The sequence below is a fragment of the Streptomyces sp. NPDC002463 genome (genome assembly GCF_042889835.1).
GTDB lineage: Bacteria > Actinomycetota > Actinomycetes > Streptomycetales > Streptomycetaceae > Streptomyces > Streptomyces nymphaeiformis.
In genome coordinates this window covers 340,245-354,922 of record NZ_JBIARL010000002.1, presented here as the reverse complement: position 1 = coordinate 354,922, position 14,678 = coordinate 340,245, and the positions used below count along the sequence as shown (strand labels likewise).

Below are 14,678 nucleotides of genomic sequence, written 5' to 3'. Positions count from 1 at the left end.
GCGGCCCTCGTGACGTTCGGGCCGGTCAGCTCTTGGCGGCCGACCCCGCGCCGTGGTCGGCGCCGTTGCCGTCGGTTTCCTTGTCCTCGTCCCCGGGCCCTGCGGCCTCGTCCTCGACGGCGTCCGCGGCCTCGGCCTCGGCGGCCTCGGCACCCTCGACGGCGTCCGTGTTCCCGTCGGCCTTCTCCGCGGCCGCGGTCCGCGGTTCCACGATCTCCTCGCGGCCGGGCCGCAGGCGGGCCGAGACCACGAAGTAGACGACGGCCAGCAGGCCGACGATGATCGCCGTCCACACGTTGAGCCGCAGGCCCAGGATGTGGTGCGCCTCGTCGACGCGCAGCGCCTCCGTCCACACGCGGCCCGAGCAGTACGCGGCGACGTACAGGGCGAACGCCCGTCCGTGGCCGAGCTTGAAGCGGCGGTCGGCCCAGATGACCAGGAAGCCGACGGCGACGTTCCACAGCGACTCGTACAGGAAGGTCGGGTGGTAGAGCCCTGCCTCGCGGTTGGGCCCCTCGGTGATCTTCAGCGCCCACGGCACGTCGGTCGGCTTGCCGTAGAGCTCCTGGTTGAACCAGTTGCCCCAGCGGCCGATGGCCTGGGCGAAGGCGATGCCGGGGGCGATGGCGTCCGCGTACGCCGGCAGGGAGATCCCGCGACGGCGGCAGCCGATCCAGGCGCCCACCGCGCCGAGCGCGATGGCGCCCCAGATACCGAGGCCGCCCTCCCAGATCTTGAAGGCGTCGACCCAGTTCTCACCCTCGCTGAAGTACAGCTGGTAGTCGGTGATCACGTGGTAGAGGCGTCCGCCGACGAGGCCGAAGGGCACCGCCCAGACGGCGATGTCGGCCACGGTGCCGGCGGTGCCGCCCCGGGCGATCCAGCGCTTGTTGCCGAGCCAGACGGCAACGAAGACACCGATGATGATGCAGAAGGCATAGCCGCGCAGCGGGATCGGTCCGAGGTGGATCACGCCGGTCGACGGGCTGGGAATGTAGGCAAGGTCCATGGCAGAACCGACGCTACCCTGCCGGGCGGGCATGACGGCAGCCCGCCCGGCAACTTCTGGGTAACCAATCGGTCTGCCGAGCCGCCGGCTAACCCGCCGACGGGGAGGCGGTGCCCGGCTTCTTGCCCTTGTTGGCCTCGGCGACCCACTTCTTCAGGTTCTCCGGGGAGATCTGCTCGTTCCCCTTGGTCGGGAAGATCGACTCTCCGTTGAGGAGAACGGTCGGGGTGCCGCGGAAGCCGCCGTTCTGGAAGGCCTCGTTCGACTTCTTCACCCAGCTGTCGTGCGTGCCGTCGTTCACACAGCTGCGGAAGGCCGGCGTGTCGAGCCCCGGGACCTTCGCCGCCAGCTCGATCAGCTTGTCGTTCTTCCCGTAGGCGTCGTCCGTCTCCGGCGGCTGGTTGATGTACAGCGTGTCGTGGTACGCGGTGAACTTCCCCGCGTCCTGGGCGCACGCCGCCGCGTTCGCCGCGCGCAGCGAGCCGCTGCCGCCCATGTTCCCGTCGATGAGGGTGGCGAGGTGGTAGTCGACCCGGAGCGCGCCGGAGGCCTGCAGCTCGTGGATCGTGTCCCGCATGACGTTCTCGAACTGGGCGCACGCCGGGCAGCGGAAGTCCTCCCAGACCGCGAGCGTCGACGGGGCGTCCGCCTTGCCCGTGGGGATGGCGGGCTTGCCGTCCTCGTCGGTCGCCCCGGTCGGCGCGACCACCGGCCCCGCCTTGTCGGATCCGCTGTTGTCGTCGCCGCCCGCGGCGATCACGCCGACGACCGCGGCCAGGCCGAGGACGCCGACCACCGCCGCCGACACGATCAGGACGCGCCGCTGCTTCTCGCGGGCCTTGTCGCGCTCGCGCTGCTCCTTGAGCCGCTCCCGGGCACTCTGCGGACCGTTCCGCTTGTTCTCGCTCACGCCCCAGGCAACGAACCGGGGAGGCACATCCGCGCCTCCCCGGTCCCATATCCACCCGAACGGGCTACGGAGCGCGGCGGACGCCCTCGGTGAGTTCGGCCGCCAGTTCCCTTACGGCGGTGAGTCCGGCCGCCTCGTCGCCGTCGGCGTCGAGGAGGCGCTGCACGAAGGCGGAGCCGACGATGACGCCGTCGGCGAAGCCGGCGACCTCCTTCGCCTGCGTGGCGTTGGAGACGCCGAGCCCGACGCACACCGGCAGGTCCGAGGTGGCGCGGGTGCGGCGGACCAGGTCGGCGGCCGACTCGCCGACCGACTCGCGAGTGCCGGTGACGCCCATCAGCGAGGCGGCGTAGACGAAGCCGGAGCCGGCCGCGGTGATGGTGGCGAGGCGCTCGTCCTTGCTGCTGGGCGCGACGACGAAGACGGTCGCGAGACCGTGCTTGTCGGCGTGCTCGCGCCAGACGGCGGACTCCTGGACCGGCAGGTCGGGCAGGATGCAGCCCGCGCCGCCGGCCGCGGCGAGCTCCTCGGTGAAGCGCTCGATGCCGTACCGGTCGATCGGGTTCCAGTACGTCATGACCAGGACCGGCTTGCCGGTGGCCGCGTGGGCCTCCTTCACCGTCCGCATGACGTCGGCGATCTTCACGCCGCCGCGCAGCGCGATGTCGTCGGCGGTCTGGATGACCGGCCCGTCGAGGACCGGGTCGCTGTGCGGAAGCCCGACCTCGACGACGTCGGCGCCTCCGTCGAAGACGGCCTTGATGGCGGCGATGCCGCCGTCGACGGTCGGGAAGCCGGCCGGCAGGTACGCGATCAGCGCGGCCCGGTTCTCGGCCTTGGCCTTGGCGAGGGTGTCGCTCAGCAGCTGGATGTTTCCGGTGGTCACTTGGAGCCCCCCTCGGCGCCGTTGTCGTAGAGCCCGAAGTAGCGAGCGGCGGTGTCCATGTCCTTGTCGCCGCGCCCGGAGAGGTTCACCAGGAGCAGGGCGTCCTTGCCGAGCTCCTTGCCGACCTCCAGGGCCCCGGCGAGGGCGTGCGCCGACTCGATGGCCGGGATGATGCCCTCCGTACGGGAGAGCAGGCGCAGCGCCTGCATGGCGGCGTCGTCGGTGACGGCGCGGTACTCACCGCGGCCGCTGTCCTTCAGGTACGCGTGCTCGGGGCCGATGCCCGGGTAGTCGAGGCCCGCCGAGATCGAGTACGGCTCGGTGATCTGGCCCTCCTCGTCCTGGAGGACGTAGGAGCGGGACCCGTGGAGGATGCCGGGCTCGCCGGCGGTGAGGGTGGCCGCGTGCTCGCCGGTCTCGACGCCGTGGCCGGCCGGCTCGCAGCCGATCAGGCGCACGTCCGCGTCCGGGACGAAGGCGTGGAAGAGGCCGATGGCGTTGGAGCCGCCGCCGACGCAGGCGATGGCCGCGTCGGGCAGCCGCCCGGCGCGCTCCAGGATCTGGCGGCGGGCCTCGACGCCGATGACCCGGTGGAAGTCGCGGACCATGGCGGGGAAGGGGTGGGGTCCCGCGACCGTGCCGAAGAGGTAGTGCGTCCGGTCCACGTTCGCGACCCAGTCGCGGAAGGCCTCGTTGATGGCGTCCTTGAGGGTGCGGCTGCCGGACTTCACGGCGACGACCTCGGCGCCGAGCATCCGCATCCGGGCCACGTTGAGGGCCTGGCGCTGGGTGTCGACCTCGCCCATGTAGATGGTGCACTCGAGGCCGAACAGGGCGCAGGCGGTGGCCGTGGCCACGCCGTGCTGGCCGGCGCCGGTCTCGGCGATGACCCGCGTCTTGCCCATGCGCTTGGTCAGGAGGGCCTGACCGAGCACGTTGTTGATCTTGTGCGAGCCGGTGTGGTTGAGGTCCTCGCGCTTGAGGAAGATCCGGGCACCGCCGGCGTGCTCGGCGAACCGCGGCACCTCGGTGAGGGCGCTGGGCCGGCCGGTGTAGTTGACCATCAGGTCGTTGAGCTCGCGGGCGAACTCGGGGTCCGCCTTGGCCTTCTCGTACTCGACGGCGACCTCGTCGACGGCGGCGACGAGGGCCTCCGGGATGAACTTGCCGCCGTAGGCGCCGAAGTAGCCCTCCGGGCTGGGGACCTGGCCTTCCAGGTCCGGGATGAAGAACTCGCTGGACATGCGGATGCGCTCCTCGCGGGGCGGGGCCCCGGGATACGTGGGGTTGGTGGTCACGTTATGCGCGCGACCGGTCACGCATGCGGCAACGCCTCGCCCGGGCACGTGCGGGCTTGCGCTCCGCCGTTGTGGGCAATCGTTCCGCAGGGCGGAACGGGTGGGCACAACGGACGGCGCCCCTTGCCGGGCCCAGGCTTCCGCGCCTGGACCCGCGCCCCGTGTGCGGCGCGCCGGGGGTGCGGGCCGAGGCACAGGGGTGGAGGCGCCCGCAGAGGGCGCCGTCCCGTGTGCCCACCCGTCCCGCCCCAGCGGGACGATTGCCCACACGGGGGTGGGCCGAAGGGCCAGGGCCTGAACGGCTAGGCGTTGCTGCTGTACGTGAGAGTGCGCGCGAGGCGCGGGCGCCATCGCATGCCGTTGACCTGTCCCGGCTCGGAGCCGATGACGTAGCGGACCCGGCGGCCGTGGACACGGCGGGCGGGCGCGCGGCAGCCACGCGGGCGGCAGCCCCTGGCCAGCGGCGCGTGCTTGGAGACGGGGGCCGCGGCGGTACGGAGCCGGCCGCGACGGCCCGAGGCGTCCGCGGGCACGACCGAGCCGCCCGGGGCGGAGCCCAGGGCGGTCGGCGTGGCGCGGACGAGGGTCATGATCCGGTCAGCTCCGGCCGTGGCGGAGGGCCGGGTGCGCGCCGGCGGCGACGAGGTCGGCGACGGCCGCCTTCGGGTCGCGGCCGGTGACGAGGGACTCGCCGACGAGGACCGCGTCGGCGCCCGCGTTGGCGTAGGCGATGAGGTCGTGCGGGCCGCGGACGCCGGACTCGGCGACCTTGACGATGTGCGCGGGGATCTCGGGGGCGACGCGCTCGAAGGTGGAGCGGTCGACCTTGAGGGTCTTGAGGTTGCGCGCGTTGACGCCGATGATGCGGGCGCCCGCGTCGACGGCGCGCTCGACCTCCTCCTCGTCGTGGACCTCGACCAGCGGGGTGAGACCGATGGACTCGGCACGCTCGATGAGGGAGACCAGCGCCTCCTGCTCCAGGGCGGCGACGATGAGGAGGGCGAGATCCGCTCCGTACGCCCGCGCTTCCCAGAGCTGGTACGCGGTGACGATGAAGTCCTTGCGCAGCACGGGGATGTCGACCCGGGCGCGGACGGCCTCCAGGTCGGCGAGCGAGCCGCCGAAGCGGCGCTGCTCGGTGAGGACGGAGATGACGGCGGCGCCGCCGGCCTCGTAGTCCGCGGCGAGTCCCGCCGGGTCGGCGATCGCGGCGAGTGCGCCCTTGGACGGGCTGGAGCGCTTCACTTCGCAGATCACCTTGACGCCGTCCCCGCGCAGTGCGGCGACGCCGTCCTTGGCCTGCGGCGCCTTGGCGGCGCGCTCCTTGAGCTCGTCGAGGGTGACCCGCGCCTGCCGCTCTGCGAGGTCGGCGCGCACGCCGTCGATGATCTCGTCGAGCACACTCACGCGAGGGGCCCCCTTCCGGGACGGTGATGATGAACCAGGTTCAGCCACTTCGATCCTATCCGCAGGACGGCTCCGGATTCGCATCGGCCGGAGGTGCGTCCCACCTGCTGGGACTTCCGAGGGGTGCTCAGGGAGCGAGGGCGGAGCCGAAGGGAAGGTTCCGGACCAGGGTGAAGAGGACGAGGACGGCCCCGATGGCCCACGAGAGCCGCGGGGAGATCGTGAGGCGCATGGGTGCGCCTCGGACGGCGCGAATCAGCCATACGGCCATGACGACGGCGAAGATCCCGTAGCCGACGACGGCGAGGGCGTTGGCACCGAGGGCGGCCGGGAGGTCGCCGTGTGCGACGGCGTGCGCACTGCGGAGCCCGCCGCAGCCGGGGCAGTAGATGCCGGTGAAGCGCAGCAGCGGGCAGACGGGGTAGTGCCCGGGCTCGTTGGGGTCGACGGCCCCGACGTACGCGAACGCGGCGACGACGCCGCCGAGGACCGCGACGGGCGTGAGGAGCCGCCGCACGAGCGACCGCGGCGCGAGCGGTACGGGCGCCGGCGCATACGGCCCGTCCCAGACGGCGGACCCCGGCTGTCCGGGCGCCCCCGCCAGGGCGGCGGTACCCGGAACCACGGCGCCTGCCGACGCGGCGCCTGCCGGAACCACGGCCCCCGCCGGCGCGGCGGCCTGCGGGGCCTGAACGCCCGCCGTCCCGGCGGCAGCCGGGGTCGCTGCGGTCTTCGGCCCCGCCGAGTCCGGATCGGTGGGATCCGGGGCGGGGCGTTCACCCGGGTGGGTGAGGGAATCGTCGGTCACGGCTTCGGCCGTCGGCTGCGCGTCCACGCGGTGATTGTCGCTGCTGACGCGCGAGGGCGCAGCCCGGCGTCGCCGGACCGCGCCCTCGGGTGCGTCGTGTCGCGTCAGGCGCGGGCCCGGGCGGTCTCGGTCGCGGCCTCACGGGCGGCGACGACGGCGTCCGAGTCCTTCGGCATGCCGAGGCCGGCGATCTTCATCCCGCCGCCCACGATGCCACCGAGGACGATGACGCCCACGCCGGCCCAGAAGCCGGGCAGGTTGGCGGCCACCATGAAGACGCCGGCGATGCAGAAGCCGATGAAGGAGATGATGACACCGGTCCAGGCGGCCGGGGTGTGTCCGTGGGCGCTGCCCGCCATGAGTTGCTCCTCGTTGCAGTTGCTCGATGGTGAGGTCTCGCGTGCGCGGACACTCGGCGCTCATTGTCCCGCACGCGGGCGCGCGAGGATGAATCGGGGGTGCCGGGACGATCACGCGTCGCGGTCAGCCGCCCTGTGTGGGGTCCTCGCCGCGGTCCAGGGCCTTCCACAGGTCCTCCGGACGGTCCGGGTCGGTCGTGGGGGCCTTGCGGCCGGCGCGCGGGGCGCCGGACCGCTCGTAGCGGCCTCCCATCGCCGGCCAGTTCTTGCCGAAGCGGAGGGCGAAGAGGCCGGCGAGCAGGATGAGGACGGCGCCCGCGGCGGTCACGTACGGCCAGACGGTGTGGGTGAGGTGCGCGACGGCCGCGGCCGTGTCGCCGCTGATCCGGGCGGCCTCGGCGTCGAGCGCGGCGCTGTCGGAGGCGCCGAGGACCGCGGCGAGCGCGGCGCCCGCGCCGCTCAGCGCGAGGAGCGCGGAGACGAGCGTGCGGCCGGTGCGGCGGACGGCGAAGACGGCGAAGAGCGCGGCGAGGCCGACGATCGCGAGGGCGGTCGGCACGCCGGTGACGGTGCCGCCGTCGGCCTCGACGGGGACGGTGCCGCCGCCGACGGACGCGGTGCCCTCCGCCCAGATCTGGCCCGCGGAGAGCAGGACGACGGTGGCGCCGAGGGCGCCGAGGAGGAGGGCCGCGGCCAGGCTGCGGCGGCCGCCGGTGGGGACGGCCGCGCGGGCGGCCCGGGGCTGGGGTACGGGTACGGCACTCACGTACCCCACTATCCCCTACGTCCTCAGTTGTCGTTCATCCGGTTGGCGGTGTGGACGGCACGGAGGACGGCCGCGGCCTTGTTGCGGCATTCGTTGTCCTCGGCGACCGGGTCGGAGTCGGCGACGACACCCGCTCCGGCCTGCACGTACGCCGTTCCGTCCCGGAGCAGGGCGGTGCGGATGGCGATGGCGGTGTCCGCGTCCCCGGCGAAATCGAGATAACCGACACATCCGCCGTAGAGGCCGCGCCGGGAGGGTTCGAGCTCCTCGATGATCTGCATGGCGCGGGGCTTGGGCGCGCCGGAGAGCGTGCCGGCGGGGAAGCAGGCGGTGAGGACGTCGAAGGCTGTGCGGCCCTCGGCGACCTCGCCGGTGACGGTGGAGACGATGTGCATGACGTGCGAGTAGCGCTCGATCGACATGAAGTCGACGACCTCGACGGAGCCGGGCGTGCAGACCCGGCCGAGGTCGTTGCGGCCGAGGTCGACGAGCATGAGGTGCTCGGCGCGCTCCTTGGGGTCGGCGAGCAGCTCCTCGGCGAGGTCGTGGTCCTCCTGCGGGGTGGCGCCGCGGTGCCGGGTGCCGGCGATGGGGTGGAGCATCGCGCGCCCGTCCTCGACCTTGACGAGGGCCTCGGGCGAGGAGCCGACGACGTCGAAGCCGTTCTCGAAGCGGAAGAGGTACATGTACGGGGAGGGGTTGGTGGCCCGCAGGACCCGGTACACGTCGAGCGCGGAGGCGGTGCAGGGGGTCTCGAAGCGCTGCGAGGGAACGACCTGGAAGGCCTCGCCGGCGCGGATGCGCTCCTTGATGTCCTCGACGGCGTCCTGGTAGGCCGGGCCGCCCCAGAGGGCGGAGGACTCGGGGAGTTCCGAGGCGGGGAGGGAGGCGGGGACGGTCGCGACCGGGCGGGCCAGGTCGGCCTCCATGGCGTCGAGGCGGGCGACGGCGTGCGCGTACGCCTCGTCGACGCCGGTCTCCAGGTCGTTGTGGTTGATCGCGTTGGCGATCAGCAGGACCGAGCCGTCCCAGTGGTCGAGGACGGCGAGGTCGCTGGTGAGGAGCATGGTCAGCTCGGGGAGCTTCAGGTCGTCGCGGCCGTGCTCGCCGATCTTCTCCAGACGGCGGACGATGTCGTAGCCGAGGTAGCCGACCATGCCGCCGGTGAACGGGGGCATCCCGGAGGCGAGGTCGCGCGGGGTGTGGAGGGTCTCGACGGTGGCGCGCAGGGCGGCGAGCGGGTCGCCGTCCGTGGGGACGCCGACGGGCGGGGTGCCGAGCCAGTGCGCCTGTCCGTCCTTCACCGTCAGGGTCGCGTCGCTGCGGACTCCGATGAAGGAGTAGCGGGACCAGCTGCGGCCGTTCTCCGCGGATTCGAGGAGGAAGGTGCCGGGGCGTTCGGCGGCGAGCTTGCGGTAGAGCCCGACCGGGGTGTCGCCGTCCGCGAGGAGCCTGCGGCTGACGGGGATGACGCGGCGGTCGGCCGCCAGCTTGCGGAACGTCTCGAGATCCATGGCACGGGACCTTACTGGGATACGGGGAGCACGTCGGCGTCGAAGCAGGTGCGGGTGCCGGTGTGGCAGGCGGCGCCGACCTGGTCGACCTTGACGAGGAGGGTGTCGGCGTCGCAGTCGAGGGCGACGGACTTGACGTGCTGGACGTGCCCGGAGGTGTCGCCCTTGACCCAGTACTCGTTCCGGCTGCGGGACCAGTAGGTGCAGCGGCCGGTGGTGAGGGTGCGGTGGAGCGCCTCGTCATCCATCCAGCCGAGCATCAGCACCTCGCCGGTGTCGTACTGCTGGGCGATGGCGGGGACGAGCCCGTCGGCGCTGCGCTTGAGGCGGGCGGCGATGGCGGGGTCGAGGTCGCTGGGGGTCCGGGGCGTGCTCATGGGGCCCATTGTGCCGCGCTCGGGGACGGTGTCCGGCGTGGCGTCCACTGGGCGGACGGGGAGTGTCCGCCGTACGCTGGCGGACATGTCGACCCATGCGAAACGTGAACGGCTTCTGCTCGCCGATCTGTTGGAGGCTGCGGGCCCGGACGCGCCGACGCTCTGCGAGGGCTGGCGGACCCGGGACCTGGCGGCCCATGTGGTGGTGCGGGAGCGGCGTCCGGACGCGGCGGCGGGGAACCTCGTACCGGCGCTGAAGGATCGGCTCGACCGGGTGCAGCAGGAGTTCGCCGAGAAGCCGTACGAGGAGCTGATCCAGCTGATCCGTACGGGTCCGCCGCGGTTCTCGCCGTTCACGATCAAGCAGGTGGACGAGGGGGCGAACGTCGTCGAGTTCTATGTGCACGCGGAGGACGTGCGTCGCGCGCAGCCCGACTGGTCGGCCCGCGAGCTGGACCCGGTCTTCGCGGACGCGCTGTGGTCGCGCCTGGAGCGGATGGCCCGGCTGCTCGGCCGGAAGGCGCCGGTCGGCCTGGTCCTGCGCCGCCCGAACGGCCAGACGGCGGTCGCCCACCGCGGCACCCCGGTGGTGACGGCCTCCGGGGAGCCGGGCGAGCTGGTGATGTACTTGTACGGCCGCCAGGACTCGGCGAAAGTGGCCCTCGAGGGCGAGCCGGAGGCGATCGAGCGGCTGCGGGAGACGAAGCAGCTGGGGATCTGACCCCGCCCCCTAACGGGGCAGTTCGGCCCGGCGTACGGCGGTGACGAGGAGCATGTAGACGCCTGCGAGGCCGCAGACGGCCGCGCTCACGGCGTACACCGGGCCGAGGCCCCACAGCTCGATCGCCGCGCCCGTGAGGGGGAGGCTGAGCGGTGCGATGCCGAGCGAGAGCAGGCTGGAGACGGCGCTGACGCGGCCGAGGTAGGCGGGGTCGCACTCGGTCTGGACGAGGGCGTTGCACAGCGCCCCGGAGAGCCCGGCGAGCAGGCCGACGGACAGGGCGACGGCGACCGCGACGGGCAGGTACGAGGTGACGCCGAGGGCGCCGATGCAGACGGCGCCCACCGCCATGGTCCAGCCGCTGACGGCTCCGGCGCGCGGGACGCGTCCCCAGACGGTCAGGAGCAGCGAGGCGGCGCCGGCGCCGGTGCCGAAGCCGGCGAGGATCCAGCCGATGCCGGAGGCGCCCCAGCCGCGCTGGTCGGCGAGGAGGGCGAGGCCGACGTTGAAGGGGCCTGCGAAGCCGAGGTCGCTGAGGAGCACGACGATCATCAGCGGGCCCAGGACGCGGTGTCCGCGCAGGTAGCGCAGGCCGTCGGCGAGGTCGCGCAGGGCGGTGCCGTCGCGGGCCTCGTCCTCGGCGGGCAGCGACCGGAGGCGGAGGGTGCTCAGCAGGGGGATCGAGAGGGTGAAGAGCACTCCGGCGACGCCGAAGGCGCCGGCCGTGCCGCCGAGGGCGACGGCGAGGCCGCCGAGCGGGCCGCCGAGGACCGCTCCGAGGCGGTACGAGAGGCCGCGCATCCCCTGGACGCGGGCGAGCTGGTCGTGGTCGGCGATGCGGGGCGGCAGGGCGCCGACGGCGGGCAGGAAGAGGGCGTCGACGACGCCGAAGACGAGGGCGACCGCGGCGAGGATCCACAGGCCGGGCGAGGCGAGGAACAGGGTCGCGGCCAGGCCGAGGACGACCAGGGCGCGGACGGTGTCGGAGGCGATGACGACCCGGCGCGGGCCGAGGCGGTCGGCGATGACTCCCCCGCCGAGCATGAGCAGCGCGCGGGGCACGGCGGAGACGGCCATGACGAGTCCGGCCTGGGCGGGGGTGCCGCTGCTGACGGCGGTCCAGGAGAGGGCCAGGTGGTAGACGCTGTCGCCGAGCGTGGAGGCGGTGTAGGCGCCGAGCCAGCGCAGGACCTGGGGGCTGCGGTGGGCGGGGACGGTCGTCGGCGCGACGACGGTGGCCGTCATGAGTGGTAGGGGAACGCGTGGAGGTGGACGGCGACGTTCTCGCGGCCCTCGGTGTCGCCGGCCTCTTCGGCGGCGCGGGCCCGCTGGTCGTACTTCTGGAGGACGGCTTCGAGCTCCTCGCCGAGGGCGGTGAGTTCGGCTGCGGTGAGCCGGGGCAGCCATTCGGAGCTGACGGAGGCGGCGCGCCACTCGCTGGACCAGGTGAGCCGCTCGTCGAGGAAGCGGCTGTGCAGTTCGGCGCGCTGCTGGTTGATGGTGCGGCCGAGGGTGGCGCTCGCGGCGAGCAGCTCGGGGGCGTCGCGGAGGTCCTCCTCCTGGACGCTGAAGCCGTACGAGCTCGGCTGCCACCACCGCTCCCGCCCGTCCGCCGACTGCGTCTCCGCCTCCTCGATGAGGCCGTGCTCGGCGAGCTTGCGCAGGTGGTAGCTGACGAGGGAGACGGCCTCGTCGACCTGCTCGGCGAGCTGGGACGCGGTGGCGGTGCGGGCCACGAAGAGGGCCCGGTAGAGGCTCATGCGCAGCGGGTGCGAGATGGCTTTGAGGGTGCCGAGATCGGTGATCCGGCGGTTCTCCGACGAGGTCATGACACCGACCCTAGATGCGAAAGAAAACTTGCGCAACAAAAATTGCGCAACTGATCCTGTGCATCCGGGCACGAAGAAGGGCCCCCGAAGGGGCCCTTCTCTCCACCGGGACGACGCCTCAGCGGACCGGGTGACCGGCTTCCCGCAGCATGTCCTTGACCTGCGAGATCCGCAGGTCGCCGAAGTGGAAGACGGAGGCCGCGAGCACCGCGTCCGCGCCCGCCGCCACGGCCGGCGGGAAGTCGGCGAGCTTGCCGGCGCCGCCGGAGGCGATCACCGGGACCGTCACGTGCTTGCGCACGGCCGCGATCATCTCGGTGTCGTAGCCGTCCTTCGTGCCGTCGGCGTCCATCGAGTTGAGCAGGATCTCCCCCGCGCCGAGCTCGGCGGCCCGGTGCGCCCACTCGACGGCGTCGATGCCGGTGCCCTTGCGGCCGCCGTGCGTCGTCACCTCGAAGGAGCCGGTGGAGGTACGGCGGGCGTCGACCGACAGGACGAGGACCTGGCGGCCGAAGCGCTCCGCGATCTCCCGGATCAGCTCGGGGCGCTCGATCGCGGCGGTGTTGACGCCCACCTTGTCGGCGCCGGCCCGCAGCAGCTTGTCGACGTCCTCGGCCGAGCGGACGCCGCCGCCGACCGTGAGCGGGATGAAGACCTGCTCGGCGGTGCGGCGCACCACGTCGTAGGTGGTCTCCCGGTTGCCGGAGGAGGCGGTGATGTCGAGGAAGGTCAGCTCGTCGGCGCCCTCGGCGTCGTACAGCTTGGCCATCTCGACGGGGTCGCCCGCGTCGCGCAGGTTCTGGAAGTTGACGCCCTTGACGACCCGGCCGTTGTCCACGTCCAGGCAGGGGATCACGCGTACGGCGAGGCTCATGCCGCATCACTCCTGTAGGCCTCGACCTCGACCTCGACCACCAGGCGGGGGTCGACGAAGCCGGAGACGATGATCATCGAAGCGGCGGGGCGGACGGCGTCGAACAGCTCCTTGTGGGCGCGGCCGACCTCCTCCACGTCCCGGGCGTGGGTGAGGTACATCCGGGTCCGGACGACGTCCTCGGGGCCGAGGTTCAGCTGCTTCAGGGCGTCGAAGGCCACGTTGAAGGAGTTGATGGCCTGCTCGTACGGGCCGCCGTCGGCGATCGCCCCGCCGATCACGGACGTACAGCCGGAGACCAGGACGGTCCCGTTGGGCAGCTCGACCGCGCGGGAGTAGCCGAACTGCTCCTCCCAGGGAGCGCCGGTCACGACCTTGCGCACGCTCATGCCGACGCCACCGCCGCGAGCGCCTCTTCGAGGGTGAAGGCCTTGGCGTACAGCGCCTTGCCGACGATCGCGCCCTCGACGCCCAGCGGGACCAGGCCGGACAGGGCCCGCAGGTCGTCCAGGGACGACACGCCGCCGGAGGCGACGACGGGCCTGTCGGTGGCCGCGCAGACGTTCTTCAGGAGCTCCAGGTTGGGGCCCTGGAGGGTGCCGTCCTTGGCGATGTCGGTGACGACGTAACGGGAGCAGCCCTCGGAGTCGAGGCGGGCCAGCGTCTCGTACAGGTCGCCGCCGTCGCGGGTCCAGCCTCGGCCGCGCAGGGTCGTGCCGCGGACGTCGAGGCCGACGGCGATCTTGTCGCCGAACTCGGCGATGACCTTGGCGACCCACTCGGGGGTCTCCAGGGCGGCGGTGCCGAGGTTGACACGGGTGCAGCCGGTGGCGAGGGCGGCGGCGAGCGTGGCGTCGTCGCGGATGCCGCCGGAGAGCTCGACCTTGATGTCCATGGCCTCGGTGACCTCGCGGACCAGGGCGCGGTTGTCGCCGGTGCCGAAGGCGGCGTCCAGGTCGACCAGGTGGAGCCACTCGGCCCCGGCGCGCTGCCAGGCCAGGGCGGCCTCCAGCGGGGAGCCGTAGGAGGTCTCGCTGCCGGACTCGCCGTGGACGAGCCGGACGGCCTGGCCGTCGCGGACGTCGACGGCGGGGAGGAGTTCGAGCGTGCTCACAGGGTTCCGATCCAGTTGGTGAGGAGCTGGGCTCCGGCGTCGCCGGACTTCTCGGGGTGGAACTGGGTGGCCCACAGGGCGCCGTTCTCCACGGCGGCGACGAAGGGCTCGCCGTGGGTGGCCCAGGTGACCTTGGGGGCGCGGATGTTGGGGTTGCCGACCTCCAGGGTCCACTCGCGCACCGCGTAGGAGTGCACGAAGTAGTACCGCGCGTCGGCGTCGAGCCCCGCGAACAGCTGCGTGTCGGCGGGCGCGTCGACCGTGTTCCAGCCCATGTGGGGGACGACGGGGGCGTTCAGCGGCTCGACCCTGCCGGGCCACTCGTCGAGGCCCTCGGTCTCCACGCCGTGCTCGATGCCCTCGGCGAAGAGGATCTGCATGCCGACGCAGATGCCCATGACCGGGCGTCCGCCGGAGAGCCGGCGGCCGATGATCCAGTCGCCGCGGGCCTCCCTGAGGCCCTTCATGCAGGCGGAGAAGGCACCGACGCCGGGGACGAGCAGCCCGTCGGCGTTCATGGCCGTGTCGTAGTCGCGGGTGATCTCGACGTCGGCGCCGACCCGGGCGAGCGCGCGCTCGGCGGAGCGCACGTTGCCGAAGCCGTAGTCGAAGACGACGACCTTCTTCGGGGAGCTCGTGCTCATGACCACACGTCCAGACGCAGCACGCCGGCGGAGAGACACATCGCGGCGCCGATGGAGAGCAGCACGATGAGGCCCTTGGGCATCTGCTGCTTGACGAAGGAGTAGATGCCGCCGAGCAGGAAGAGCCCGACGACGATCAGGATGGTGGAGAGGCCGTTCACG

At 72.8% G+C, this 14,678-nt stretch carries 19 protein-coding genes; 1 reads left to right on the top strand and 18 read right to left on the bottom strand.

Features of this window, described 5'->3' with window-relative positions; genetic code table 11:
- Positions 1-25: 25 nt before the first annotated feature.
- The 11 genes from lgt to hisI all read right to left on the bottom strand — a co-directional run bounded on the left by lgt (position 26) and on the right by hisI (position 9,343).
- The gene (gene lgt, locus ACFYX3_RS06770; RefSeq protein WP_389008903.1) at positions 26-1,009 is read right to left on the bottom strand and encodes a prolipoprotein diacylglyceryl transferase; all 984 of its coding nucleotides are present in this window, start codon (positions 1,007-1,009) and stop codon (positions 26-28) included.
- A gap of 88 nt (positions 1,010-1,097) precedes the next feature.
- Entirely contained in the window at positions 1,098-1,919 is an 822-nt protein-coding gene (locus ACFYX3_RS06765) for a thioredoxin domain-containing protein (RefSeq protein ID WP_389008900.1), read from the bottom strand.
- A 64-nt stretch (positions 1,920-1,983) separates the two neighbouring features.
- Entirely contained in the window at positions 1,984-2,805 is an 822-nt protein-coding gene (gene trpA / locus ACFYX3_RS06760) for a tryptophan synthase subunit alpha (protein WP_389008897.1), read from the bottom strand.
- Positions 2,802-4,049, bottom strand: coding sequence for a tryptophan synthase subunit beta (gene trpB, locus ACFYX3_RS06755; protein ID WP_359520171.1), 1,248 nt, complete (start codon positions 4,047-4,049; stop codon positions 2,802-2,804). Before trpB ends, trpA begins: the two co-directional genes overlap by 4 nt.
- A 356-nt stretch (positions 4,050-4,405) precedes the next feature.
- Positions 4,406-4,693 carry a tryptophan biosynthesis modulator TrpM gene (gene trpM, locus ACFYX3_RS06750; RefSeq protein ID WP_389008893.1) on the bottom strand — a complete coding sequence of 96 codons (288 nt, stop codon included), beginning with the start codon at positions 4,691-4,693 and terminating at the stop codon, positions 4,406-4,408.
- Positions 4,694-4,700: 7 nt separating this feature from the next.
- Positions 4,701-5,510 carry an indole-3-glycerol phosphate synthase TrpC gene (gene trpC, locus ACFYX3_RS06745; protein ID WP_376584785.1) on the bottom strand — a complete coding sequence of 270 codons (810 nt, stop codon included), beginning with the start codon at positions 5,508-5,510 and terminating at the stop codon, positions 4,701-4,703.
- A gap of 127 nt (positions 5,511-5,637) precedes the next feature.
- A complete protein-coding gene (locus tag ACFYX3_RS06740) occupies positions 5,638-6,114 on the bottom strand; it encodes a DUF2752 domain-containing protein (protein ID WP_389009450.1) in 477 nt (158 codons plus the stop codon).
- A gap of 308 nt (positions 6,115-6,422) precedes the next feature.
- Positions 6,423-6,677 (bottom strand): HGxxPAAW family protein, encoded by a 255-nt coding sequence (locus ACFYX3_RS06735; protein ID WP_376584784.1) that lies wholly within the window; start codon positions 6,675-6,677, stop codon positions 6,423-6,425.
- A 124-nt stretch (positions 6,678-6,801) separates the two neighbouring features.
- Positions 6,802-7,452: a TIGR02234 family membrane protein gene (locus tag ACFYX3_RS06730; protein WP_382651574.1), complete on the bottom strand. Its 651-nt coding sequence runs from the start codon at positions 7,450-7,452 to the stop codon at positions 6,802-6,804.
- A 14-nt stretch (positions 7,453-7,466) separates the two neighbouring features.
- Positions 7,467-8,957 (bottom strand): anthranilate synthase component I, encoded by a 1,491-nt coding sequence (locus tag ACFYX3_RS06725; RefSeq protein ID WP_389008888.1) that lies wholly within the window; start codon positions 8,955-8,957, stop codon positions 7,467-7,469.
- Positions 8,958-8,968: 11 nt separating this feature from the next.
- Positions 8,969-9,343, bottom strand: a complete 375-nt coding sequence (gene hisI / locus ACFYX3_RS06720; protein ID WP_389009447.1) for a phosphoribosyl-AMP cyclohydrolase — start codon at positions 9,341-9,343, stop codon at positions 8,969-8,971.
- 76 nt (positions 9,344-9,419) lie between these two features.
- On the opposite strand from hisI, the gene ACFYX3_RS06715 reads away from it, so the two are divergent.
- Positions 9,420-10,055: a TIGR03085 family metal-binding protein gene (locus ACFYX3_RS06715; protein ID WP_382651580.1), complete on the top strand. Its 636-nt coding sequence runs from the start codon at positions 9,420-9,422 to the stop codon at positions 10,053-10,055.
- A 9-nt stretch (positions 10,056-10,064) separates the two neighbouring features.
- On the opposite strand, the gene ACFYX3_RS06710 is transcribed toward ACFYX3_RS06715, so the two are convergent.
- The 7 genes from ACFYX3_RS06710 to ACFYX3_RS06680 all read right to left on the bottom strand — a co-directional run bounded on the left by ACFYX3_RS06710 (position 10,065) and on the right by ACFYX3_RS06680 (position 14,677).
- Positions 10,065-11,300 carry an MFS transporter gene (locus ACFYX3_RS06710; RefSeq protein WP_389008884.1) on the bottom strand — a complete coding sequence of 412 codons (1,236 nt, stop codon included), beginning with the start codon at positions 11,298-11,300 and terminating at the stop codon, positions 10,065-10,067.
- Positions 11,297-11,884, bottom strand: coding sequence for a helix-turn-helix domain-containing protein (locus ACFYX3_RS06705; protein WP_389008881.1), 588 nt, complete (start codon positions 11,882-11,884; stop codon positions 11,297-11,299). The genes ACFYX3_RS06710 and ACFYX3_RS06705 overlap by 4 nt, the downstream gene beginning before the upstream one ends.
- Before the next feature lie 118 nt (positions 11,885-12,002).
- Positions 12,003-12,758 carry an imidazole glycerol phosphate synthase subunit HisF gene (hisF, locus tag ACFYX3_RS06700; RefSeq protein ID WP_389008878.1) on the bottom strand — a complete coding sequence of 252 codons (756 nt, stop codon included), beginning with the start codon at positions 12,756-12,758 and terminating at the stop codon, positions 12,003-12,005.
- Positions 12,755-13,147 carry a RidA family protein gene (locus ACFYX3_RS06695; RefSeq protein ID WP_389008875.1) on the bottom strand — a complete coding sequence of 131 codons (393 nt, stop codon included), beginning with the start codon at positions 13,145-13,147 and terminating at the stop codon, positions 12,755-12,757. The genes hisF and ACFYX3_RS06695 overlap by 4 nt, the downstream gene beginning before the upstream one ends.
- Positions 13,144-13,872: a bifunctional 1-(5-phosphoribosyl)-5-((5-phosphoribosylamino)methylideneamino)imidazole-4-carboxamide isomerase/phosphoribosylanthranilate isomerase PriA gene (gene priA / locus ACFYX3_RS06690; RefSeq protein WP_389008872.1), complete on the bottom strand. Its 729-nt coding sequence runs from the start codon at positions 13,870-13,872 to the stop codon at positions 13,144-13,146. The genes ACFYX3_RS06695 and priA overlap by 4 nt, the downstream gene beginning before the upstream one ends.
- Positions 13,869-14,516: an imidazole glycerol phosphate synthase subunit HisH gene (gene hisH, locus ACFYX3_RS06685; protein ID WP_359518856.1), complete on the bottom strand. Its 648-nt coding sequence runs from the start codon at positions 14,514-14,516 to the stop codon at positions 13,869-13,871. The genes priA and hisH overlap by 4 nt, the downstream gene beginning before the upstream one ends.
- Positions 14,513-14,677, bottom strand: coding sequence for a hypothetical protein (locus ACFYX3_RS06680; RefSeq protein WP_389008869.1), 165 nt, complete (start codon positions 14,675-14,677; stop codon positions 14,513-14,515). Before ACFYX3_RS06680 ends, hisH begins: the two co-directional genes overlap by 4 nt.
- Between the last annotated feature and the right edge of the window lies 1 nt (position 14,678).